This window comes from Enterobacter cloacae complex sp. SHL020 (assembly GCF_049236945.1).
GTDB classification, from domain to species: domain Bacteria; phylum Pseudomonadota; class Gammaproteobacteria; order Enterobacterales; family Enterobacteriaceae; genus Enterobacter; species Enterobacter dykesii.
Genome location: NZ_JBMKJF010000002.1, coordinates 283,265 through 304,955 on the forward strand (window position 1 = coordinate 283,265; position 21,691 = coordinate 304,955).

Below are 21,691 nucleotides of genomic sequence, written 5' to 3' on the forward strand. Positions count from 1 at the left end.
TGGCAGCTTTTAGGTATTTTTTGACAGAATAGAGTATTTAAGCGGGTCTGCAAGCCGGTAATAATCCCGGCATGAATAAAATCTTCTCACATCACGTGCACATCCCCGCCGCGCTGCGAAGCGATGCGGGCGCGCTGATCTACTCTGCGAAGAGTTTTGCCGCGGCGATGCTGGCTTATTACATTGCGCTGTCGATCGGCCTCGAACGCCCATCGTGGGCCATTATTACGGTTTACATCGTGTCGCAGACGTCGGTCGGAGCATCGCTGAGCAGAAGCCTTTACCGGCTGGCCGGTACCGTGGCGGGTGCCAGCGCGACCGTACTTATTGTGCCTGCCTTCGCGAATACGCCAGTCCTGTGCAGCGTGGTGCTGACGGGCTGGATCGTATTCTGCCTGTGGCTCTCCCTGCTGGAACGCACGCCCCGGGCTTACGCGTTTGTGCTGGCAGGCTACACCGCGAGCCTGATTGGTTTTCCCGCGGTGTCCGATCCCGGCGGGATCTTTAACGTCGCCATTGTCCGCGTGCAGGAGATCGCGATTGGGATTTTCTGCGCGGCGCTGATCCACCGCTACGTGCTGCCCGCGCGGGTATCGGGCCAGTTCAACGCTAAATTATCCCAGACGCTACAGGCCGCGCGCGGGCGGGTGGCGGATACCTTAGCAGGCAAACCCGACGCGGCTTCCGGCCCCCTGCATCTGGCCCTGGCGCTGCAGTTCCTGCAGGGCATCAGCCACCATATTCCCTATGATTTTGCCCTCTCAGCCCCGGTGCGGCAGGCCAGAAAAGCGATTCACGACCGGCTGGCGCGGCTGGTTATCGTCAACTGTGAACTGCACGATCGCCTGCCAGCGATCGAAACCCTGCCCGCCGACGCGCAGGCGTTGATGGAGGACGTTCAGGCCTGGCTTGCCGCTGAAGGCGCTGGTGCCAGCAGCACGGCAGACGCGCTGCGGCTCCGCTGTGCGCTTCTCATCGAGCGGTATGCCGCGCAGGCGCAGACGTTTGACGACGCGCTGCAGGTCAGCTTTATCCGCTACCTCTCGGAGGCGATCGCGCTTCTGCAGCAGTGCGAGCGTCTTTCCGGGGCTATCCGCCATGCAAAACCCGTGTTTGGGGAGATGCAAACCCGCGCGGCAAAAGGCTACGTTTTCCACCGCGATCCTCTTACCGCAGCCCGCACGGCGCTGGGGGCTTTCGCCATCATCCTGAGCGGCTGTCTGGTCTGGATCTTCTCGGCGTGGCCGGATGGCGGTACGGCGGTTTCGATACTCGGCGTCTGCTGCACGCTGTTTGGCAGCTTCGACACCCCGGCGCCGCACATCGTGAAATACATCATTGGCTCATTCTGGGGCGTGGTCATTAGCCTGTTCTACAGCTTTGCGCTGCTCCCGCTGGTGAGCGATTTCCCGGTGCTGGTGGCGGTGCTTGCCCCGGCGTATCTGCTGGCCGGGTCGCTTCAGGCGCGTCCGCCCACCACGTTTATGGCGATGGGCATCACCCTGACCTTGCCCATTCTGTGCGAGCTGGGGGCGCGCTACAGCGGAGACTTCGCCGTTGCGGCCAATACTGCCATTGCGCTCTTTGCCGCGACCGGCTTTGCCGTCATCAGCATGAGCCTGCTGCAAACCGTGCAGGCGGATGGCGCTATAACGCGTCTGCTGAACCTCTGCCAGCGTGACATTCGCCGCAGCGTGAAGGGCACGCTGCGGGTTGATGAAACGCACTGGATCAACCTGATGATGGACCGAACCGCCCTGGTGTTGCCGCGCCTGCAGCGCAGCGCGCGCGCGCCGGAGCAGGCGCTCGATCGACTATTACACGCGCTGCGTCTGGGGCTGTCTGTCATGCATTTACGCCGCAGTGACGCACCGCCCGGCAGGGAGGTTGACGCGCTTTTTCATCGGATAAACGCCGCGGACCGTAACGCCTTGCGCGAACGCATCGTTACCCTTATCGAACGCTATCTGCCTGCGGCAGATGAGCATACGCGCCAGTTTGTCTTCAGGCTGGTGGATCTGCACTGTGCATTACGGGAGCCAGACCATGGTTAACGATCTCAATCTCGGCGGCGTTTTTATTCCGGGGCTGCTGACGGTCGCCCTCGCGGCGCTGGTCTGCACGCTGGGCCTCGTCGCGCTTTTCTCTCTCAGCAGGCTCTACCGGCGCTTGCCGTTTCGCCCGCTGATGGATGTTTCAACCTGGATTGTCACCTTTTTCCTGCTGATGCAAGGCCTGACCGCGTTGGGGTTATTGTCATGAAATCACTGCTCTCTTTACTGGCTCGCTATGCGCTGACGTTGAGCGTCGTCGCGGCGGCCACGCTTCTGGCCTTTATGATGTGGAAACACTACGCACAAACGCCGTGGACCCGGGACGGCCGCGTGCGGGCGGACGTGGTGCAGATTGCGCCGGACGTCTCCGGGCCGGTCATCAGCGTGGCCGTGCGGGACAATCAGTGGGTGAACCGGGGCGATGTGCTTTACACCATCGATCCGCGCTGGCTTAATCTGGCGGTGGCCAGCGCGCAGGCGGACGTCGAGTCGAAACGCCATGAGATGCTGATGCGCCAGGACGCGGCCCGCCGACGCACCCTGATTAAAAACGCCATCTCGAGCGAGGATTTGCAGCAAACCGGCAGCGCGGCGAACGTCGCGGCGGCCAATTATCACGGCGCGCTGGCCGCGCTGGATCTGGCAGAGCTGAATCTGGCGCACGCCACCGTTCGCGCGCCGGTCTCGGGGTACGTCACGCACCTGCGGCTTCGCCCCGGAGACTACGCGACGGCGGGGGAGACGAAGGTCGCCATCGTCGATGCGCACAGCTTCTGGGTGGTGGGGTACTTTGAGGAGACCAAGCTGCGCCATATTCGCGTCGGGGATGCCGCGCAGGTGGTGCTGATGGGTTACGAGCCTGTCATCACGGGTCACGTGGAGAGCATCGGGCATGGGATCGGGGACAGTAACGACGAAACGGGCGGGCTGGGTCTGCCCGACGTCGAACCCACCTTTAGCTGGGTGCGGCTGGCGCAGCGCGTACCGGTGCGCATTCATATCGACAGGCTGCCGGAGGGGGTTGAGCTGGTGGCGGGGCTGTCGGCGAGCGTGGCGGTGGGGCGGTAGATAAGGATTGAAGCGACTATTCCTCGCCTACAAAATTATCGGCTTCAGGAGAGTAATGCTGATAAACGCATGCGAGCTTATGCCCGTCAGGATCGCGCAGATAGGCAACATAAAAGTCGGGGCCGTACGCGCTTCGCGTACCAGGCTCGCCTTCATCCGTTCCTCCCGCAAGGAGGCCAGCTGCATGGAACCGTCTGACAAGATCCGCGTTATCTGCACTGAATGCGAACATTGTCCCGTTTCCCGCCGTCGCGGGCTGCTGGTCAAAAGGAGGACAAATACAGAAGCTGAACCCCTCGCCGGGATTATTTTCATCTCCCCACATTGCCCAGCTTTCAGTCCACGCCGGCAGACGCGAGTAGCCCAGAACGTTAAAAACTGCGTCATAAAAATTCACGGAGCGCTGAAAGTCGTTTGAACCTATAGTGATATAAGCCAGCATCTTATGACTCCCGTCCTTCAATATTCGATTTAACAGCCTTCAGCGTCCTTTTACGGATCCAGCCGCTGCCCGCCCGTATTATGAGCCAGTAAGCCGACATTTTTAGCCGAGTGCGTTTGTCCGGACAATAGATAAATGTTTCCGTAGAGAGCTCATGTTTGCCAGGCGTCAGCTCCGTTACCTTGTAGCGCAGCAACAGTTTCGCGCTGCCCGTCGCGGCTGGGGTCTGAAAAGCACTGGCATCCGGCACGTTTTCCAGACCGAAATCCGAACGCCAGAATTGTCCTCTTAAGCCGTAACAGATTTCTGATACTGAATTTTTCAAAAGGGTAAAACTGTGCAAACCAAAGTTTCCGATCGACTGTGGCTTCTGGTTGCGCAGAAATTTTTGCGGTATTTGACGCAATGACATTAACCGCCGAATCACGGCATCTTGCCGGACGTCAAAGCTGGCAATCATTGGCAGAATATTTTCAGGGCGGCTAGTGTGAATGACCGTTAGGTGTTTTTCATGAAACTGGAACTGGGGGAGAAAAGCGGGAACATCCTGCCACTGAGCAAGCGCTTTGCGGGTAACGAATCCAGGGTTTAGCATCTCTCTTCCTTGTCTTCCCTTGCGTCCAGCCAGAGTAACAGATGGTGTGTCGCAGGCAATTACCAGGAAAAGAGAGGGCAACAGGGAAGTAAATGTAACGAGCCGGTTGGGTTAATAACGTTCGCTTCTTTGCGAATGGAGAAGCTCAGCGATTTCTTTGCGCTTTCTTGTTGCCCATTCAGGTTTGATAGAGAGCATTAAACTGTATTGCCTTCTGAAGTAAACCTCTCTAAATTCTCGTTCAGATGAATGGCTTGCTGCATAGGCTGAGGCCAGCCCCGCCACGGCACTCTCCACAAACCAATACAGAATTTCATCGTCACTGAGCGTTACTTTTCGCTGTATTTGAAGGCCTCTTTCACTGACGATAAAATGATATTCTTTGCCATGAATTTCAAGATAGGGCGTTGCAACCCCATCGGGTTGGTCAGTGATAAAGAAGTAATGGTTTGGCCTTGTCCCTCCGCCTAACTGCTCACCTATTTTTAGAAGCTCGTTTCGTAGTTCTTCAATTGTTTTCATAAACAGCTCTTTGTTCTTGAATATAAACGACTCATCATCGCGGATTGGGTACAAAGCGCCTGCTCTCGATCACTTCCCCACAAACGCACTCACCGGCAAACCAAAACGTTTTGCCAGCGCACGCATATGATCCAGCGTTAACGTGCGCTGTCCGTTGAGGATTCGACTCACCAGAGACTTCTTGCCAATTTCGTTCTCGAAGTCGCTCTGAGTGAGTTGGTACTGATCCATCAGCGTTCGCAATAACGCAACGCCTGACGGAATGCTGGCAACACGCGCGTTAAATTCCGCAAACTCCGGAGACTCGTTTTCGTATTTATCGATTTTGGTGGTGAGCATCTCTACCAGCGGGCTATCGGGTTCATGTTCGATCAGATACTCCACCAGCGCCAGCGCATCTTCGTAATCTTCTCGCGACGGGCTTGAGCCCAGGAAAGGGAGCGCGTTTGTCAGATCGTTTGCCGCTTTGATGGCTGCTGCATAATTCATTCTTTAATTCTCCGGTAGAGGTCCGTGAGCTTGTCATACTCTGCGTGAGTGCTGATGTGTTTGATGAAAATTTTTCCTCGCTCAGAATCAGCAAAAAACATCACTCTTAAATGCCCGCCACCCACATCAATGACCCACCATTTCTCCCGGTACTTCATCCTGTCCAGGCTGGGGAAGCGCTTTCGCATATCGTCTGGTGACGGGTAATGCTCCTTTTTTAGTACCCGGTAAAGATCGTCCAGGGCGAGTGCTTGATTAGGAAATTGTCTGGTGGCTGCGTCGAAAGGTGCTCTTGAGACTACGTGCATCCTTGCCCCTTGTTTCCAGACTGGAAACATTATAGGTGACGGTTGGTGGGGTGACAATGTGGAAACTTTGATGGAGTACAGTGTTCATATGCTAGTGATGATGGCGGTCATTTAATTAGTGTGAACACTGTATGAGGTGACTGTGAAACAAATGTCCGCTTTGTGCCAAGAGCAGACATTGAGTCTTAATAAAATCTCTATGGATTAAATTGTCATGAGATACCACGTAGGTGAATAATGTTCTGTTAAGGTTTGTTCTTACCTCTCAGTTCAAGTATCTGTTCTTCACCTTCCAGTAACTATAATCTCTTTTAAACAAAATATTTTATTTTTGAACAAGGCTTTTGTGGCACCCAAAAAAGAAAGTAGTCCTAATGCGGAAATCAAATTAATGTTGTATAATAACTTAAGAGCTATTAGTTACATTCCTAATTTATGTGCTCTCCTTTACTTAGCGACGACTAACACACTTAGGTTTTTATTTCAAGGAATCAATCAATGAAAAAAATAGGTAGGAATGAACCTTGTACTTGTGGTTCTGGTCGAAAGTACAAATATTGCTGCAGGGGGTTTGAACATAAAGACAGAAAGCCACACTCCCCTTCGGAATTAATTAACCCTCAAGGCATGGATATATTTAAAAAATTAATGGGTGCAATATCCTCTGAGCAAGAATCCCTAAGATGTTTTTGCAAGGATAATGGTTTTTATTTCTTTAAAAATATGTCATTAGCTAATTTATTTGATATAAACGACAAGCTAATTAATAACACTCTCACTAAGGCAGATTTTTATACAGGTTATAAAAGACATACGACTAACGAATATGTATTACGAATGCTGAAAACTGCTATGAAACAAAGCGATGCATTCAAAAAAAGAGAGCTTATTTTACATTCGGCAGTAAAGGCCCACTTCAATGGCGTTTATGAACTATCTATCCCTGCCTTCTTTATAATTATAGAGGGAGTGTTAAGAGATATTGGAAACTTAGAACCAAAACAAACTTTCAAACCTACGATGACAAATGAAGGACTTGAAGAGAAAGTGCTCTATGCTGAATCAGATAGCATAAGTTATTTTAATGCTTTTGTTGCAAGTTTGTTCACTGGTTCTCAGGGTGAGGAGATATTTAACAGAAATACAATCCTGCACGGTTTAAATAATAATTGTTTTAGTGAAGATAACTCCTTGACTTTACTGCTAATTATTCTTGAGATACAAAATTATATTTTCCATGATCAATCGTGGCCGCCAAAAATTAAAGTGATAAATGGCGTTCCAACTGTTTATCACCCAAATACATAAAATACCGTTAACTAAGTCAATATCCGTTCCTCGCTCACAGCGGACCTTCAACTTAAACAGATGGTCCGCTCAGTGCCAAAAGCGGACATGGCCAATACCATGGTCTATTCATCAAGGGGAACTGGTCAGTTGGGGTGAATTGACTATCATCCCAGACACCCCATTATAAAATTTATTTATAAATTCTGGCAAATCAGAGGTCAATAACAGTAATAAGCATGGGCCGGACTCGTCCGACTCGCTGAGCATACTGTACATCCGTATTTATTTAAATCTTTGGTGACTATATCATGTGGATGATATATTGTTGGAGTTGCGCACTGGATAAAGCATACTTTCTTAAGATCAAAGCGTGTGGCATTATCCACAGCCCAGCAATGTTGAGACCCATGATGCGGTACCTGTACTCCGATCAGTGATAACCAGCGATGTTGTCCAAAATGGGTTTTCATATCTTCAATCACATCACTCGTCAGATTTATATCGCCAGTAAATAGCGTTCCAAAATCTCTGCGCTTTGTCAGTGGTGCTGCATACATGCATAAGGAAATATTATTCTTAGCTTCCCCAGTACTACCGAAGTGCGTCTCATATGAATCCTTAAGCGTTTGCCGCCAGTTTACTGGTAATTTGGTGATTTTTTGGTGTAAACCGAGAGAAATGATCGTCGCTTCAATGTCATCTTTAACTTCAGACATACGCATCTTTGAAACTTTCGCATACATTTCACCACCTGATTCATAAACAAGACCAAGTGCTGAGAAAGGTTTTTCCGCATTATAAAACATAAACTCGAAGGAGTTATTAGCAGAATATACCGCCTGACTTTGGTGTATTTTTGCCACTTTGATAGCCGTTGTCGCAGCCTGGTTTTTCAGTTTAAAAAAAACAGTATCGGCGGCTACCTTATCTGACGGAAATTCTTGGTTGCCCTCAGGCAACGGAGGTGTATTTTCATCTGGAGTATCAGATTCAGGATCAAACGTAGAATGTTCCCTCCATTTAGGGCTATCGTTCTCAGGATTATCAGGTGAACTATCTGTCTCTTTAGGGCCACCATTCCCTTGCACCAACAGGATTTCACCTACTCTATCAATAAAATTATTGAGCTCTAACCACTTTGAAGGATCAATTTGTAACAGAGCGACTGACGGAGAGATTCCTTTCGGTCCCATCACCGAGATTTCGCGAATACTCTGCGGCCATTCAGTAAAAGGTAGAACAAGCCTTCTGACATAATATTTCTGAAGCAGCGCTTCGAGTCCATTAACATGATCATTATCAAAATGGGAAATCACTAACATATCGATAACATTGCGTGGTCCAAACCAATTTGGTAGATCAGCTATTGTGCTAAGTACGGTTTTTTTACTGGTTGAGCCGCAGTCATACATCCAGTTAAAAATGTCATCACTGTTTTTATCATAAATTTGTCCGGTAAATAATGTTCCATTCCCGACCGCATGAAAGCATTTCCGCACTTGGTGTACCATCAGCGCCATTCCTTTAAATAATGTCAGAATTAATACAAGAGAAATATGGATTACGCCCAGAGTGCTAACAAGCACAACAGAAAAAATATTATATCAGAAGCGTAGAAATTTTATCATAGATATATAAAGTATTACATCCATACGGTTGATCTAGTCAATGGATTCTGTCTTGGAAGTGCTCGCCAGCAGAAGGCTTCAAAACGGCACCACTTGATCGAATCCAGACTGATCAATTTCAGACTTGAGTGCAGTCGGTACGGGAGCTGATGTCTCTAGTACAGCGGCTCCATCAAATACAGTGTTCCCTTCTTCGCCAACAGCCGTCATTGGCTGCTGCTCTGAGATATCTTCCGGATCAAGATCAACATATGCATCGCCCATCATCATTTTGTAATGTGCATCATGCTTGGCTGCTTTGAATATCTTGAAGAAAATTTTAAGGTAATTTGCTGCCATATTGTCGCTAATGGCCACATAAAGCTCATCCGGAGCGTAATGCGAGCCATCATTTACCCAACTCATCAAAGACTGGCACTGTATCTTTTCGATACCCTCAAATTTGTCGACAAGATGGTATGTATCGACACCACCCAAGATCTTGAAATAGTTCTCCAAAATCCGACGCATGGTGTTCTGCAACGTAAGGACTGGCACCGGTGTTCTTTTCAGCTCGGCCCAGAGTAGTTGATAAGAATTCCGGATTGGATTGCTTGAATGGAACTCAATTACTGAATACTCATTAGGTTTGCGGACAATCCAAAATGTCTCGTCAGCAAGCGAAGTATTGGTCTTCCGACGTTGATCGTACGTGACTTCTTTATGGAAATGCACATTGTGGGTAAGCACCACAACTTGTTTAAGATGGCTATCACTCTTTCTAACCTCGGCGAAGAGCTCCTTGATTAAGCTACTCACAATAAACAATACATCACTATCAAGGCTAGAAACAGGATCATCGATAATCACGATCCTATCAGTGGTGATACCGGACGTCGTAATACTTCCTCTCAGCAGATGGTAGAAATAAAGGAACGTTACGAATGTCTTCTCGCCTTCACTCAATGTTTGCTTGGCATCCTTCCCATCCGCCCGGATAATTCTATAAGAATTATCTATACATGCAGGATCTAGAGAAAAGCTGAGAAAGCCAAAATTCTTCAAAATTTTATTTATAGCAATTACTGTAGGTTTTACGCTGGTAAGTTCCGCCTCAATCTTATCGATATCGATATCAGTAGCATTAATACTTTCCGTGGCCTTATCCCGGCTTAATGTGATACCCGAAATAGATTTTTGTAATTTATTTTTCTCAGTGGTGTAATCAGCCAAGGTATTCTTTAACTCAGCATCGACAATATATTTCCACACTTCCCCAGTTAATCTACGTTGCTCAGTAGTGAAGCTTGCAACTAGGCGATTTTGTTCGGATATTTTCGCGTTCGCCGCATTAATAATAGCAGTAATATCCGCCTGAATATCCTCTAACCCCTCAAGAAAAACCTCAGTACTTGGAGTGGTAACTTTATTATCCATCCGACCCTTATTGACAAGAACAACAGCATCCAGTGCTTGAATCTTAGGGTTAAGTTTTTCCTTGTCCAGTTCTTTGCAATCCAAAGCCAACAAAACATATGCCTGAGCCAAAAGATCCTCAGCAATTTGGAAATAATTATTACGCAGGGTAGAGATCGCCTTAGAATCCGCTTCAAAAGTCTCATCGAAGTAATCAGTAAGTTCCTTCTCGAAGTCATGGGGCAGGGTCTGCTGACAGAACGGACATTGTTCATCCGTATGTTCCATAAATCTCATACCCTGTCTGACCCAGTCGCTATTACCTAACCGCTGAATTATCGCCGATATGCTGACATCATCTTTACCTACCACCTTTTTAACCAGAATCGGGTTTTTCTCGAATGCTATCAATCGTGATAAATCCAAGGTCGAAACAAGATCTATTTTCGAGGGTTGGTCACCATATAAAACCGTAGCTCTAGTCTTGAGATCAACCAAATCAACCAAGGTGTATTTGTTATTCTGATGTTCTTGAAGAACCTTTGCTTTGAATGCTTCCTTATTATTCCTTAAACCAGTAAATGCCCCCTTAAAATATTCATCATGCTTAACTTTCTGTTCCCAGCATCGTCCAACTAACTTTGCTTCCAAAGAAATCAACTCAGCATTCTTTCCGGGTTTTCCATCTTCACCATCAAGCGAGATGATTAACTTGGCTCTCAACTGTTCATGGCGCTTTCTTTCATCTTTAAGTTCTTTGAGGCGATCGAGCTGAACTTTTTCGGCCTTGCCGAGTGTAAATACTCCTTGAAACTCTTTGGATTCTAAAAAGTTGGCAGTGATGAAGTCATTGTTGTAGATCATTGCTGGCACTGGCGTATTGTTGAGCCAGGTAATGCTGGAGTCTATTGAAAGACTCGGTTTCTCAATAAGTCGACTGATTGTGGTCTTACCCGCCCCATTTGCTCCATAAATAAAATTAATCTTTTTTAAATTAATAACTTCTGATTTGTCAGGATGATAGGTGGCGATGTTGGAGAGACTAATTGATTCGATCATAGCGGGTCATCCCTGCACGCAACGTCACTAAATTGGCCGCTGCTCAGTAAAATTCTGAAGGTCTAGGCAATTGAACTACTACCTAAACATTTTACTATCATATGAAAGCTATTGGTTTGATAAACATATATGGAATGTTGATTGATGTAAAGGTCAGCAGTATAAAGAGGACTAGGGCTGGTGCAGTTTTACCTACTCAATAGATCAGGGATGGTATAAGTGCTCCTGCAAATTGTGTCACTTAATTTTAAGGCTTCCCCCATTTAAGGCTACGTCCGCAGATCGCTCTTAACGGACATTCAACAAACAACTCTGTACTTTGAGTAAGGCCGAAATCCTGCTTCTTACCTGGCAGAATTCCAGCCCCCATCACCCGCCTCAGTGCGTCGTTATATACGGCTCCTTCACAAACTCCGCCAATAACCAAACCATATCATGCAGCAGCCCGGTGAGTTCTTTCGCTACGCTCGCAGGCAACGTTCCGCCCTTCACTGCCAGCGTTAACGCCACGGCATAGTCCACCTGCAACGTCGTCTCTTGCCAGCAGTCTGGCACGCAGGAGGTAATCTTTTCCCCTGCGATCAACTGTTCAACCAGATACGGCGGAAGTTCCGAGTCACAGCACTCGCGTAGCCGTTTCAGCGCAGCCAGCAATCGCTTGCAGAGCGTGGCAAACGTCACCGCGTCGTCAGTTTCCACCAGCACGCTCACATAAGCGGTGCAGGCGTCGGCCAGCTCGAAGAGATCCGCAGAATCGGGAAGTTGCAGGTGGATAAGGTGATAAACAACGCTTTCCTCAGAAAGTGCGTAAGTCAGGGTAGGGATAGTTGTCATGTAGTATTCCTTTTCAAAAAAAATCCAGACCACCACATAAGTTCCTACGCTCATGGGTGGTAGCGCTGACGGAGGTAGGAATGCCGCACATGACAAAACGGCCAACCTTTCGGTTGCTCCGCCAGCGCGACCGTATTTTAACGGGATGAGCGCTGTCGCGACAAAAATAATTGCCGAGTCATGTTAAACGGGTTCCTACGCCCGGTTACGGATGTGCCGCAACGCAGGCACTTTACGGCGGCGAAAAAAGGAAGGAAAGGGATGCTCATGAATTACATAAGGTTGCTTGCAGGTTTGCGAGGCGGCTTCCAGAAGGGCATTGCCGGGTGGCGGCTACGCCTTACCCGGCCTACGAAAACACCAAACCTCCTCACGCCACGGGGTATTAATGTGGAATCATCAATATCTCCCTTCACGCAGACCTTTTCATTTTGAGCAACCCTTCTAACAACGCCTGCGTCGCGCGGGAGGATTTGCCCGCCTGCGAACAAACCAGCCCAAACTCCCGGCACAGCGAAGGTGCTACGGGCACGACGCACAAACCGCGTAATTAACCCGGCAGAGCGGATTCAGGTATCAGCGCGACGCCCATGCCTTCGCGCACCAGCAGGCAGGCGCTGATCCAGTCGCGGACGGTCACCCGCACGTCAGACAGCTGCAAGCCAGCCTGTTCCATCAGGCTTTTTCCATTGACGGCGCAACCGCCGGTTGCGAGCACGAAGGGCTGGTCTGCCAGTTCCTCAAGGGGGATACCCCGCAAACGCGCATAGCGAGCCTGACGGTGACTGGCTGGCAGCACCGCGACCCACGCATCCTGCCCTAAGATCGCTTCAGCACGCCCGGGAACAGGGTTCATGACCACGCCCAGATCAACCGTATCTGCCGCCAGCCACTCTTCGACCTCCTGGTCCGTACCTTCCAGTACGACCACCTCGATTTCAGGATGCAGGCGCTTAAAGTCGCGCAGCAGTCCGGGTAAAAATGTGGATGTCACCGAAGGAAAACTGGCAAGACGAATGCGCCCGCCGCTCAGCCCCCGGCTCTCATCCGCCAGTGCACGGATGGCGTCCAGCCGCGCCAGCATACTCCTTGCCTCTTTGACAACCCGCTCGCCCAGGGCAGTCACGCCGATGTGGCGTCGCTCTCGCGTGAATACCGCAAATCCTAAAGAGGCCTCTAACTGAGCGATCGCCTGGCTGGCGCCCGACTGCGTCATGCCGACCTCTTCAGCGGCACGGGAAATATTACTGGCATCGGCCACGGCAACCAGCAAGCGCCAGTGTAAAAGATTCATCATGGATATCAGTAGCTCAGCTAATAGCTATTTTATGAATCATTAATTTTACAGTGAGAATGGCTTTAAGCACAGTGTATGTAAATCACACAACCGCTTTAACGGAGAGATCATGAAACTTTATTACGCCCCGGACACTTGCTCACTCTCACCCCATATCGTGCTGCGCGAACTGGCGATTGAGTTTGATCTGGTAAAAGTGGACAACAGGAGCAAGATTACCGCTGACGGGCGCGACTTCCTGACCATCAACCCTAAAGGTTATGTCGCAGCGCTTGAGCTGGATGACGGGAAAATCCTGACCGAGGGGCCAGCCATTTTGCAGTACCTGGCAGATCTCAAGCCAGAAAGTGGGCTGGCACCGCGAGCAGACAGCTGGGAGCGAGTGCGGCTTCAGGAATGGCTAAACTTTATAACCAGCGAAATACACGCGGGATCGGCACCTCTTTTCAACCGCGCGCTGCCCGAAGAGGCCAAATCGATTTTTCGTGAGAAGCTGTTCAGGCGGTTCGACTTTCTTCAGGAAACGCTCTCCACAAGCGCTTATCTGACGGGAGCGTCTTTCAGCGTGGCGGATGCCTATCTTTTCACCGTACTGGGGTGGTGCTCGTTCTTCTCAATTGAACTCAACGACTGGCCCGCGCTAGTGGCGTACAGGGAAAAAATCAGCGCCCGTCCCGCGGTGCAGGCCGCATTACGTGCGGAGGCGAAAGACTAGGTCTGCGTATTCTGCCGCAGGTATTCATGCCTGAAGCAGGAGGCAAATGAGGATGTGGAGCCAGGATACGTTAGCATACTGTCACTCTGCATCTGATTGCCTGGCGCTTTTCACGGCATCCTGCTTCCCCGGATTGCATTGCTGTTTTGTTCCTGGAAGATAAAATTTTCCCGACGCGTCCGGATCTGTTCCGCCCGGACAACCTGCGCGGCCCGGAGCTGAGAGGGTGCCATCCGAACCGTTTCCTCCATCAGAACCTTTTCCGCCATCCCCACCATTACCGCCATCGGCAGCATTTACAGCAAATGCGCCGAGTATGAGCAAAAATGCAATAACTCGTGTAGTCATCAAAACCTCCATTATTCAGGGTATTTCAAGGCATCTTGCCAGCATGGATTCAGCATCTCTCTTCCTTGTCATCCCTTGAGTGCAGCCAGAGTAACAGATGGTTTGCGGCAGACAATTACCAGGAAAACGTAGTACCGAAGCGTGCATCAGTAAGACCTTTACCGTTCCAGGATCCCGTGATTTGACAACAAAGGCTGACTTGCCGGGTGGCGGCAACGCCTTACCCGGCCTACAAACCAGCAGCGCTGCGCCGTCACCCCTCGCTCATCATCATCAAAAACCGCTTCACCGTCCGCGAGCGTTCAAAACGCCGCCAGCAGAGCGCGATATCGGTATAAAGCTCCGGCGAGCTCAGCGAGTGATAGGTGACATTCGGCGGTGAAATGGCCGCCATGGATTTGGGCACCAGCGCGAACCCGCCGCCAGCGGAAACCATGCTCAGTGAGGAGGACAGCTGCGACGACTGCAGCGCGTGCTGCACGTCAATCCCGGCCCGCTCGCAGCAGCCGTGAACCCGTTCGTACAGCCCCGGCGCGACCTCCTGCGGGAACAGCACCACCGGCGTATCCCGAAGCTGCTCTAACGCCAGCGAATCGCACGCCGCCAGCGGATGCTCGCGATGCAGCGCCACCACCATCGGCTCCCGGTCGAGGATTTTTAACTCGAACGCCTTGCTGCTCTCGCACGGCAGGCGCACGAAGGCGATATCCAGTTCACCCTCCGCCAGCATCGTCGTCAGCGACGACATATTGGCTTCCACCTGGTGAACCTGCACCGCCATGTTCTGCACCTGAAACTGGCGAATCAGCGCGAAAATTTTGGGATGAAAAGCGTCGGAGCTGGTGATGCCAATCGACAGGTTGCCGTTCAGCCCGCGCGCGATGCCGCGGGCTTTTTCCAGCGCGGCGTCGCTCAGCGCCAGAATTTTGCAGGCGTCCTCGTAGAAGGCTTCTCCCGCCTCGGTCAGCTCCACGCCCCGCGTCAGGCGTCTGAACAGCGGCGTGCCGACTTCCTCTTCGAGCCGTTTGATCTGCTGACTCAAAGGAGGCTGTGAAATACCCAGCGCTTCGGCCGCCCTGGTGAAGTGTCGCTCGCGTGCAACCGCGACAAAATACCGCAGATAACGAAGTTCCATATCTAAAACGTCTCAAACCAGCATGGTTTCTATATTGGAACTCTCTGCTGAATCGGGTCAACATTTATTTAACCTTTCTAAATAAAGTTGAAGAGGACGAGCACGATGATGCATTCATCTGCCTGCGACTGTGAGGCCAGCCTGTGCGAGACCCTGCGTGGGTTCTCCGCCCAGCATCCTGACAGCGTGATCTATCAGACATCGCTAATGAGCGCCCTGCTAAGCGGCGTGTACGAAGGAGAGACCACCATCGCCGATCTGCTGGCACACGGTGATTTTGGTCTGGGCACCTTCAACGAGCTGGACGGCGAAATGATTGCCTTTAGTAGCCAGGTCTACCAGCTGCGCGCTGACGGCAGCGCCCGGGCCGCGAAGCCTGAGCAGAAAACGCCGTTTGCGGTGATGACCTGGTTCCAGCCGCAGTACCGCAAAACCTTCGATGCGCCGGTCAGCCGTCAGCAGATCCACGACGTCATCGACCAGCAGATCCCCTCCGACAACCTGTTCTGCGCGCTGCGCATCGACGGCAACTTCCGCCACGCCCACACCCGCACGGTGCCGCGCCAGAAGCCGCCGTACCGCGCGATGACCGACGTGCTGGACGACCAGCCGGTGTTCCGCTTTAACCAGCGCGAAGGGGTGCTGGTCGGGTTCCGCACGCCGCAGCACATGCAGGGCATTAACGTGGCCGGCTATCACGAGCATTTCATCACCGACGACCGTCAGGGCGGGGGCCATCTGCTCGACTACCAGCTGGAGAGCGGCGTGCTCACCTTCGGTGAAATTCACAAGCTGATGATTGACCTGCCCGCCGACAGCGCGTTCTTACAGGCCAACCTTCACCCCAGCAATCTTGATGCAGCGATCCGTTCCGTCGAAAACTAACAGGAGAACTACCGTGAACAGTGAGAAACAGTCACGTCAGTGGGCGCACGGCGCCGATATGGTTGTCGGCCAGCTGGAAGCGCAGGGCGTGAAGCAGGTGTTCGGGATCCCGGGTGCGAAAATCGACAAAGTTTTTGACTCTCTGCTGGACTCCTCCATCGAGATTATTCCGGTGCGCCACGAAGCCAACGCGGCGTTTATGGCGGCGGCGGTAGGGCGGCTGACCGGCAAGGCCGGGGTAGCTTTGGTGACCTCCGGGCCGGGCTGTTCCAACCTGATCACCGGTATCGCCACCGCCAACAGCGAAGGCGACCCGGTCGTGGCGCTGGGCGGGGCGGTGAAGCGGGCGGATAAAGCCAAGCTGGTGCACCAGAGCATGGACACCGTCGCCATGTTCAGCCCTGTTACCAAATACGCCGTGGAGGTCAGTTCGCCGGACGCGATTGCCGAGGTGGTATCGAACGCGTTTCGCGCCGCCGAGCACGGCAGGCCGGGGGGCGCGTTCGTGAGCCTGCCGCAGGATATTGTCGACCAGCCCGCGACGGGGGCGATTTTGCCCGCCAGCGGCCCGGCGCTGATGGGCCCGGCACCGGAGTCGGCCATCAACGACGTGGCGAAGCTTATCGAAACCGCCAAAAATCCGGTCATTTTACTCGGCCTGATGGCCAGCCAGCCCGCGAACAGCGCCGCGCTGCGCAAGCTGCTGGAGAAAAGCCGTATTCCGGTCACCAGCACCTATCAGGCCGCCGGGGCGGTGAACCAGGAGCACTTCACCCGCTTCGCCGGACGCGTCGGTCTCTTCAATAACCAGGCGGGCGACCGGCTGCTGCATCTGGCGGACCTGATTATCTGCATCGGCTACAGCCCGGTGGAGTACGAGCCGTCCATGTGGAATAGCGGCGACGCGACGCTGGTGCACATCGATGTGCTGCCCGCCTATGAAGAGCGTAACTACGTCCCGGATCTGGAGCTGGTGGGGGACATCGCCGAAACGCTGAACCTGCTCGCTAACCGCATCGATCGTAAGCTCGAACTGAGCCAGCGTGCCTCCGAAATTCTGGTCGATCGCCAGCACCAGCGCGATCTGCTCGATCGCCGCGGCGCCTCGCTTAACCAGTTTGCCCTGCACCCGCTGCGCATCGTGCGCGCCATGCAGGACATCGTGAATAACGACGTGACGCTCACCGTTGATATGGGCAGCTTCCACATCTGGATCGCCCGCTACCTCTACAGCTTCCGGGCGCGTCAGGTGATGATCTCCAACGGTCAGCAGACCATGGGCGTCGCGCTGCCGTGGGCGATCGGCGCATGGCTGGTGAACCCGGGCCGCAAGGTGGTTTCGGTCTCCGGTGACGGCGGCTTCCTGCAGTCGAGCATGGAGCTGGAAACCGCGGTGCGCCTCAATGCCAACGTGCTGCACATCATCTGGGTGGATAACGGCTACAACATGGTGGCGATTCAGGAAGAGAAAAAATACCAGCGCCTTTCCGGCGTCGAGTTCGGCCCGGTCGATTTCAAAGTCTATGCCGACGCCTTTGGCGCGAAAGGCTTTGCCGTGGAGAGCGCCGACGCGCTGGAACCCACGCTGCGTGCGGCGATGGATGTGGATGGCCCGGCCGTGGTGGCCATTCCCGTCGACTACAGCGATAACCCGCTGCTGATGGGCCAGCTCCATCTCAGCCAGATTTTGTGACTCAATATAAGGACAGAGAAATGCAAAAAGTTGCTCTCGTAACCGGCTCAGGCCAGGGGATTGGTAAAGCGATCGCGCTTCGCCTGGTGAAAGACGGCTTTGCCGTCGCCATCGCCGACTATAACGTTGAGACGGCAAGAGCCGTCGCCGATGAAATCATCCGTAACGGCGGCAACGCCGTCGCCGTGAAGGTCGATGTCTCTGACCGCGAACAGGTATTCGCAGCGGTGGAGAAAGCGCGCACCGCGCTGGGCGGCTTTAACGTTATCGTGAATAACGCCGGGATTGCGCCGTCCACCCCCATCGAATCCATCACGCCGGACATTGTCGACAAGGTCTACAACATCAACGTGAAAGGGGTGATCTGGGGGATCCAGGCCGCGATTGACGCGTTTCGCAAAGAGGGGCACGGCGGCAAGATCATCAACGCCTGCTCCCAGGCTGGCCACACCGGCAACCCGGAACTGGCGGTCTACAGTTCCAGCAAGTTCGCGGTGCGCGGCTTAACCCAGACCGCCGCGCGGGATCTCGCGCCGCTGGGGATCACCGTTAACGCCTACTGCCCGGGCATCGTCAAAACGCCGATGTGGGCGGAGATCGACCGTCAGGTCTCCGAGGCGGCGGGTAAACCGCTCGGCTACGGGACCGAAACCTTTGCCAAACGCATTACGCTTGGCCGCCTGTCCGAGCCGGAAGATGTGGCCGCCTGCGTTTCATACCTGGCAGGACCGGATTCCGACTACATGACTGGCCAGTCGCTCTTAATCGATGGTGGAATGGTGTTTAATTAAATTCTAATAAGCTCTGACATGAGTTTTCCCCTGCACCCGTGCAGGGGCTTTTTTTTGTCTCCTCATCCATTGTGCATTACACTGCGCGCTGCAAAACTTTAGTCATTACGATCTGACAGGCGGTAACAGCGATGAACGGTACAATCACAACGTGGTTTAAAGATAAAGGCTTTGGATTTATCAAAGATGAAAACGGCGACAACCGCTATTTTCATGTGATTAAGGTCGCGAATCCCGATCTGATTAAAAAAGATGCCGCGGTGACCTTCGAGCCAACCACCAACAACAAAGGCCTTTCCGCCTATGCGGTGAAGGTGATCCCTGAAAGCAAACATCTCTTTATTGCGGGCGAGCGCGTGAAGCTCACCTCGATCAAATCCTTCGTGGTGTTTAACGAAGAAGAGCCGGTTGATACCAAAATCGACAAAGAGAACGCGGTGCTGTCGGTGGGGCTGCTGATGAACAGCATCAAGCCGAAATCCGAGAAAAAGCCGGGCGAAATGCGCACGGTGAAGAAGCTGGCGATTACCACCTTCCAGAACACGACGCTGATCTTCACCGAAGATGAGATCGACATCGACGCCACGGTGAAGCTGCTGAAGTAATCTTTTTGCCGGGTGGCGGTTCCGCTTTACCCGGCCTGCAAATCCTCTCTTTTCGCACGCTTTTTAACCTGCTATAACAAACTCCTTACCTTTCAGGGAGTCACCGCCGTGCCCGAAATCAATCAACATGGTCAAACCGTTAACGATATCGTTCCCGACTGGAGAGGCGCGCGCGTATTAGCCCGCACGCCGCTGTTCGGCCAGTATTGCCGCCTGGAACCGCTGGATGCCGATCGCCACGCGGCCGATCTCTATGAGGCCTACGCGCTGGGCGACGACAGCGACTGGACGTGGCTTGCCAGCACGCAGCCAGCGAGCGTGGAAGCCACCGCCCACTGGATCGTGGCTAAGGTGATGGACGATGAGCTGGTGCCGTTTGCCGTCATTGATTTACGCACCGAACGCGCGGTGGGGCTGGTGAGCTATATGGCTAACGAGCGGCTGCTGGGGTCGGTGGAGATCGGGCACGTGACCTGGTCGCGCAGGATGAAAGGGACCCGGATGGGCACCGAAACGGTGTGGCTGCTGCTGAAAAATGCGTTTGAGCACGGCTACCGGCGCGTCGAGTGGAAGTGCGATTCCATGAACGTTGCGTCGCGCAGCGCGGCGGAGCGGCTGGGGTTTGTCTGGGAAGGTCGCCTGCGCCAGAAGCTGGTGCGCAAAGGGCGCAACCGCGACAGCGATATGCTTTCTATTATTGACGGCGAGTGGCCGCAGCGCGATGCAGAACTGCGCGCCTGGCTGGCGACGGAGAATTTTGACGGGGAAGGGCGGCAGATTAAGCGGCTTGAGGCGTTTCGGTTATAAGTGTTTTATGTAGGGTACATCTGAAACGGTCGATCAATCTGCGGAAATGGTAATTTCAATCAAATTGGTTTTTCCGGACTGTAGCCCCTTCGTCACCGCCGTGGCGATATCCGCGGCCTGGGTCACCCGGCAGCAGCGGATACCCATCGCGGTGCCCAGCGACTGGAAATCAATTCGCGGGTTAATCAGATCCATCCCGATAAAACGACCCAGCTGTGTTGAACTGTAGCCCGGCTGTCCTTTCATGAAGTTTTTCAGGATGTTGTACTCCAGGTTATTCATCACGATAAAGGTGACGGGCAGATTTTCGTGCGCCGCCGTCCAGAGCGCCTGCGGCGAGTACAGGGAGGCGCCGTCGCCAACCAGACACACTACCGGCTCGCGCCCCAGCCCCAGCGAGTGACCCACCGCTGCAGGCATTCCCCAGCCCAGACCGCCGCCGCGCATAAAGTAGTAGCGCGGGTGCTGCTGGTCGGAGATAAACCGGCGAACGTGTCTGGCCGTTGCAATCGCCTCGTCGACAATCGTGGTGCCCGGCGGAACGGACTTTATCACCTCGTAGGCCGCGACCATCGGCGAAATCGCCGGGCGCAGCCGCTCGGCTGCCAGACGCTCTTCCTGCAGTTGCCACTCTTTTTCACGTTCAGCGCGTGCCGCTTTGAGCAGCCGCTGATGCGTCAATTTGCTTGCCACCCGGCGCTGCTCAAGCTTCGGCAGCAGTTCCTTCAGGGAGAGTTTTATATCCCCCATCACCGAGAGGCGGGTGGCGTAGGTGCGTCCCAGCTCGTTCATATCCGCCGAGAGCTGATACACCGCGCAGGTTTCCGGAATGGCCTCGCCCTCGCTATACAAAATGGTAATCAGGCTTCTGCCGCCGATGATAAACACCGCATCGTAGGCATTAACGACGCTGGCGATTTCCTTTGCGGTGGTGGGCATATTGCCTCGCCAGAGCGCGTGCTGCGTGGGGAAGGGCAAATTCAACGGCCAGGAGGAGCCGTAGACGTGGGCGCCTAGCGCTTCAGCAAGCTGGACAATCTCCTGCGTCGAGCCGCTGGAGTGAACTTCATCCCCCGCCACAATCATGATCCTGCCGGGGGTGACTTCGCTTAGCGCCTGCGCCAGCTCGTCCAGAGAGCCCGCCACGGTGTGGTAGTTCACTTTAGAGGCCGTTTGTATTCCGGCGTCGCTGAGTTCTTCCATGACGTTCATCGGAAGCGAAAGCAGAACCGGGCCGGCCGGAGGATAGCTGGCGGCGTGAAAGGCACGGCGCACCAGCACCGGAAGCTGGTCTGCGCTGGTGACCTCCTGCGCCCATTTCACCACCGGCGATCCAATGGAGACAATGTCATCATACAGGAGCGGGTCGCGCACGTAGTGCCGCGTGTCCTGCTGCCCGACGGTGACAACCAGCGGCGTTTTCATGATTCGCGAATTAATGAGATTCCCCATCCCGTGTCCGAGACCGCTGGCGGTATGCAAATTGATAAAACCGGTCTTGCCGGAGGCTTTCGCGTAGCCGTCGGCAATGGCGACCACGCTGCTCTCCTGGAGTGCCAGAATATAGTGAATATTTTCATGGCGAAGAAGGGCATCAATGAGCGGGAGTTCGGTGGTGCCGGGGTTACCAAAAATATATTCCACACCTTCACTCTCCAGCACTTCAAGGAGAATGTCGGCACCCGATCGCATATTTAAATCTGACAGGGACGTTAATGATTTAATCATAAT

Annotated in this window: 21 protein-coding genes and 1 pseudogene; 10 read left to right on the forward strand and 12 right to left on the reverse strand. The window is 53.1% G+C overall.

Annotated features, from left to right (window positions below; genetic code table 11):
- The first annotated feature begins 71 nt into the window (after positions 1–71).
- The 3 genes from ACOTZB_RS06420 to ACOTZB_RS06430 are packed head-to-tail and all read left to right on the forward strand — an operon-like array spanning position 72 to position 3,122.
- The gene (locus ACOTZB_RS06420; RefSeq protein ID WP_421626724.1) at positions 72–2,054 is read left to right on the forward strand and encodes an FUSC family protein; all 1,983 of its coding nucleotides are present in this window, start codon (positions 72–74) and stop codon (positions 2,052–2,054) included.
- Positions 2,047–2,262 carry a DUF1656 domain-containing protein gene (locus ACOTZB_RS06425; RefSeq protein ID WP_059446521.1) on the forward strand — a complete coding sequence of 72 codons (216 nt, stop codon included), beginning with the start codon at positions 2,047–2,049 and terminating at the stop codon, positions 2,260–2,262. The genes ACOTZB_RS06420 and ACOTZB_RS06425 overlap by 8 nt, the downstream gene beginning before the upstream one ends.
- The gene (locus tag ACOTZB_RS06430; RefSeq protein ID WP_421626725.1) at positions 2,259–3,122 is read left to right on the forward strand and encodes an efflux RND transporter periplasmic adaptor subunit; all 864 of its coding nucleotides are present in this window, start codon (positions 2,259–2,261) and stop codon (positions 3,120–3,122) included. Before ACOTZB_RS06425 ends, ACOTZB_RS06430 begins: the two co-directional genes overlap by 4 nt.
- A 16-nt stretch (positions 3,123–3,138) precedes the next feature.
- On the opposite strand, the gene ACOTZB_RS06435 is transcribed toward ACOTZB_RS06430, so the two are convergent.
- From ACOTZB_RS06435 to ACOTZB_RS06455, 5 genes are all read right to left on the reverse strand, one after another.
- Positions 3,139–3,564 (reverse strand): VOC family protein, encoded by a 426-nt coding sequence (locus ACOTZB_RS06435; protein ID WP_421626726.1) that lies wholly within the window; start codon positions 3,562–3,564, stop codon positions 3,139–3,141.
- A 1-nt stretch (position 3,565) separates the two neighbouring features.
- Positions 3,566–4,159, reverse strand: a complete 594-nt coding sequence (locus ACOTZB_RS06440; RefSeq protein WP_421626727.1) for a hypothetical protein — start codon at positions 4,157–4,159, stop codon at positions 3,566–3,568.
- 111 nt (positions 4,160–4,270) lie between these two features.
- Positions 4,271–4,681, reverse strand: a complete 411-nt coding sequence (locus tag ACOTZB_RS06445) for an Imm63 family immunity protein (protein WP_421626728.1) — start codon at positions 4,679–4,681, stop codon at positions 4,271–4,273.
- Between the two features lie 69 nt (positions 4,682–4,750).
- Entirely contained in the window at positions 4,751–5,170 is a 420-nt protein-coding gene (locus tag ACOTZB_RS06450; RefSeq protein ID WP_047650512.1) for a helix-turn-helix domain-containing protein, read from the reverse strand.
- Positions 5,167–5,478 carry a type II toxin-antitoxin system HigB family toxin gene (locus ACOTZB_RS06455; protein ID WP_421626729.1) on the reverse strand — a complete coding sequence of 104 codons (312 nt, stop codon included), beginning with the start codon at positions 5,476–5,478 and terminating at the stop codon, positions 5,167–5,169. Before ACOTZB_RS06455 ends, ACOTZB_RS06450 begins: the two co-directional genes overlap by 4 nt.
- A 498-nt stretch (positions 5,479–5,976) precedes the next feature.
- On the opposite strand from ACOTZB_RS06455, the gene ACOTZB_RS06460 reads away from it, so the two are divergent.
- Complete coding sequence (locus ACOTZB_RS06460) at positions 5,977–6,786, forward strand: YecA family protein (RefSeq protein ID WP_421626730.1); 810 nt, start codon at positions 5,977–5,979, stop codon at positions 6,784–6,786.
- Between the two features lie 200 nt (positions 6,787–6,986).
- Here the strand turns inward: ACOTZB_RS06460 and ACOTZB_RS06465 are convergent, their stop codons facing one another.
- From ACOTZB_RS06465 to ACOTZB_RS06480, 4 genes and pseudogenes are all read right to left on the reverse strand, one after another.
- A complete protein-coding gene (locus ACOTZB_RS06465; protein WP_421626731.1) occupies positions 6,987–8,279 on the reverse strand; it encodes a hypothetical protein in 1,293 nt (430 codons plus the stop codon).
- A 195-nt stretch (positions 8,280–8,474) separates the two neighbouring features.
- Positions 8,475–10,850 carry an AAA family ATPase gene (locus ACOTZB_RS06470; protein ID WP_421626732.1) on the reverse strand — a complete coding sequence of 792 codons (2,376 nt, stop codon included), beginning with the start codon at positions 10,848–10,850 and terminating at the stop codon, positions 8,475–8,477.
- 378 nt (positions 10,851–11,228) lie between these two features.
- Positions 11,229–11,684 carry a hypothetical protein gene (locus ACOTZB_RS06475; RefSeq protein ID WP_421626733.1) on the reverse strand — a complete coding sequence of 152 codons (456 nt, stop codon included), beginning with the start codon at positions 11,682–11,684 and terminating at the stop codon, positions 11,229–11,231.
- A 412-nt stretch (positions 11,685–12,096) separates the two neighbouring features.
- Positions 12,097–12,981: pseudogene (locus tag ACOTZB_RS06480) on the reverse strand (LysR family transcriptional regulator).
- Between the two features lie 109 nt (positions 12,982–13,090).
- On the opposite strand from ACOTZB_RS06480, the gene gstA reads away from it, so the two are divergent.
- Positions 13,091–13,696: a glutathione transferase GstA gene (gstA, locus tag ACOTZB_RS06485; protein WP_421626734.1), complete on the forward strand. Its 606-nt coding sequence runs from the start codon at positions 13,091–13,093 to the stop codon at positions 13,694–13,696.
- A gap of 81 nt (positions 13,697–13,777) precedes the next feature.
- Here gstA and ACOTZB_RS06490 read toward each other — a convergent pair whose 3' ends face one another.
- The gene (locus tag ACOTZB_RS06490; protein WP_194399779.1) at positions 13,778–14,044 is read right to left on the reverse strand and encodes a hypothetical protein; all 267 of its coding nucleotides are present in this window, start codon (positions 14,042–14,044) and stop codon (positions 13,778–13,780) included.
- A gap of 253 nt (positions 14,045–14,297) precedes the next feature.
- A complete protein-coding gene (locus ACOTZB_RS06495) occupies positions 14,298–15,179 on the reverse strand; it encodes a LysR family transcriptional regulator (RefSeq protein WP_333026538.1) in 882 nt (293 codons plus the stop codon).
- A gap of 105 nt (positions 15,180–15,284) precedes the next feature.
- Between ACOTZB_RS06495 and budA the strand changes: the two genes are divergently transcribed.
- From budA to ACOTZB_RS06520, 5 genes are all read left to right on the forward strand, one after another.
- Positions 15,285–16,064 (forward strand): acetolactate decarboxylase, encoded by a 780-nt coding sequence (gene budA, locus ACOTZB_RS06500; protein ID WP_023310680.1) that lies wholly within the window; start codon positions 15,285–15,287, stop codon positions 16,062–16,064.
- Positions 16,036–17,757 (forward strand): acetolactate synthase AlsS, encoded by a 1,722-nt coding sequence (alsS, locus tag ACOTZB_RS06505; RefSeq protein ID WP_276518063.1) that lies wholly within the window; start codon positions 16,036–16,038, stop codon positions 17,755–17,757. The genes budA and alsS overlap by 29 nt, the downstream gene beginning before the upstream one ends.
- 20 nt (positions 17,758–17,777) lie before the next feature.
- Entirely contained in the window at positions 17,778–18,548 is a 771-nt protein-coding gene (locus ACOTZB_RS06510) for a (S)-acetoin forming diacetyl reductase (protein ID WP_024906954.1), read from the forward strand.
- Between the two features lie 131 nt (positions 18,549–18,679).
- On the forward strand, positions 18,680–19,153 hold the full coding sequence (locus ACOTZB_RS06515) for a cold-shock protein (protein ID WP_047650520.1): 474 nt from the start codon (positions 18,680–18,682) through the stop codon (positions 19,151–19,153).
- A gap of 108 nt (positions 19,154–19,261) precedes the next feature.
- Positions 19,262–19,960: a GNAT family N-acetyltransferase gene (locus tag ACOTZB_RS06520; protein ID WP_421626735.1), complete on the forward strand. Its 699-nt coding sequence runs from the start codon at positions 19,262–19,264 to the stop codon at positions 19,958–19,960.
- Between the two features lie 33 nt (positions 19,961–19,993).
- Here ACOTZB_RS06520 and ACOTZB_RS06525 read toward each other — a convergent pair whose 3' ends face one another.
- Entirely contained in the window at positions 19,994–21,688 is a 1,695-nt protein-coding gene (locus ACOTZB_RS06525; protein ID WP_421626736.1) for a thiamine pyrophosphate-binding protein, read from the reverse strand.
- Positions 21,689–21,691: the final 3 nt, after the last annotated feature.

Excerpts from the sequence above, each read along its gene's own strand:
- ACOTZB_RS06420 (WP_421626724.1), top strand. The coding sequence starts at position 72 with ATGAATAAAATCTTCTCACATCACGTGCACATCCCCGCCGCGCTGCGA.
- ACOTZB_RS06425 (WP_059446521.1), top strand. The coding sequence starts at position 2,047 with ATGGTTAACGATCTCAATCTCGGCGGCGTTTTTATTCCGGGGCTGCTG.
- ACOTZB_RS06430 (WP_421626725.1), top strand. The coding sequence starts at position 2,259 with ATGAAATCACTGCTCTCTTTACTGGCTCGCTATGCGCTGACGTTGAGC.
- ACOTZB_RS06435 (WP_421626726.1), bottom strand. The coding sequence starts at position 3,564 with ATGCTGGCTTATATCACTATAGGTTCAAACGACTTTCAGCGCTCCGTG.
- ACOTZB_RS06440 (WP_421626727.1), bottom strand. The coding sequence starts at position 4,159 with ATGCTAAACCCTGGATTCGTTACCCGCAAAGCGCTTGCTCAGTGGCAG.
- ACOTZB_RS06445 (WP_421626728.1), bottom strand. The coding sequence starts at position 4,681 with ATGAAAACAATTGAAGAACTACGAAACGAGCTTCTAAAAATAGGTGAG.
- ACOTZB_RS06450 (WP_047650512.1), bottom strand. The coding sequence starts at position 5,170 with ATGAATTATGCAGCAGCCATCAAAGCGGCAAACGATCTGACAAACGCG.
- ACOTZB_RS06455 (WP_421626729.1), bottom strand. The coding sequence starts at position 5,478 with ATGCACGTAGTCTCAAGAGCACCTTTCGACGCAGCCACCAGACAATTT.
- ACOTZB_RS06460 (WP_421626730.1), top strand. The coding sequence starts at position 5,977 with ATGAAAAAAATAGGTAGGAATGAACCTTGTACTTGTGGTTCTGGTCGA.
- ACOTZB_RS06465 (WP_421626731.1), bottom strand. The coding sequence starts at position 8,279 with ATGGTACACCAAGTGCGGAAATGCTTTCATGCGGTCGGGAATGGAACA.
- ACOTZB_RS06470 (WP_421626732.1), bottom strand. The coding sequence starts at position 10,850 with ATGATCGAATCAATTAGTCTCTCCAACATCGCCACCTATCATCCTGAC.
- ACOTZB_RS06475 (WP_421626733.1), bottom strand. The coding sequence starts at position 11,684 with ATGACAACTATCCCTACCCTGACTTACGCACTTTCTGAGGAAAGCGTT.
- gstA (WP_421626734.1), top strand. The coding sequence starts at position 13,091 with ATGAAACTTTATTACGCCCCGGACACTTGCTCACTCTCACCCCATATC.
- ACOTZB_RS06490 (WP_194399779.1), bottom strand. The coding sequence starts at position 14,044 with ATGACTACACGAGTTATTGCATTTTTGCTCATACTCGGCGCATTTGCT.
- ACOTZB_RS06495 (WP_333026538.1), bottom strand. The coding sequence starts at position 15,179 with ATGGAACTTCGTTATCTGCGGTATTTTGTCGCGGTTGCACGCGAGCGA.
- budA (WP_023310680.1), top strand. The coding sequence starts at position 15,285 with ATGATGCATTCATCTGCCTGCGACTGTGAGGCCAGCCTGTGCGAGACC.
- alsS (WP_276518063.1), top strand. The coding sequence starts at position 16,036 with ATGCAGCGATCCGTTCCGTCGAAAACTAACAGGAGAACTACCGTGAAC.
- ACOTZB_RS06510 (WP_024906954.1), top strand. The coding sequence starts at position 17,778 with ATGCAAAAAGTTGCTCTCGTAACCGGCTCAGGCCAGGGGATTGGTAAA.
- ACOTZB_RS06515 (WP_047650520.1), top strand. The coding sequence starts at position 18,680 with ATGAACGGTACAATCACAACGTGGTTTAAAGATAAAGGCTTTGGATTT.
- ACOTZB_RS06525 (WP_421626736.1), bottom strand. The coding sequence starts at position 21,688 with ATGATTAAATCATTAACGTCCCTGTCAGATTTAAATATGCGATCGGGT.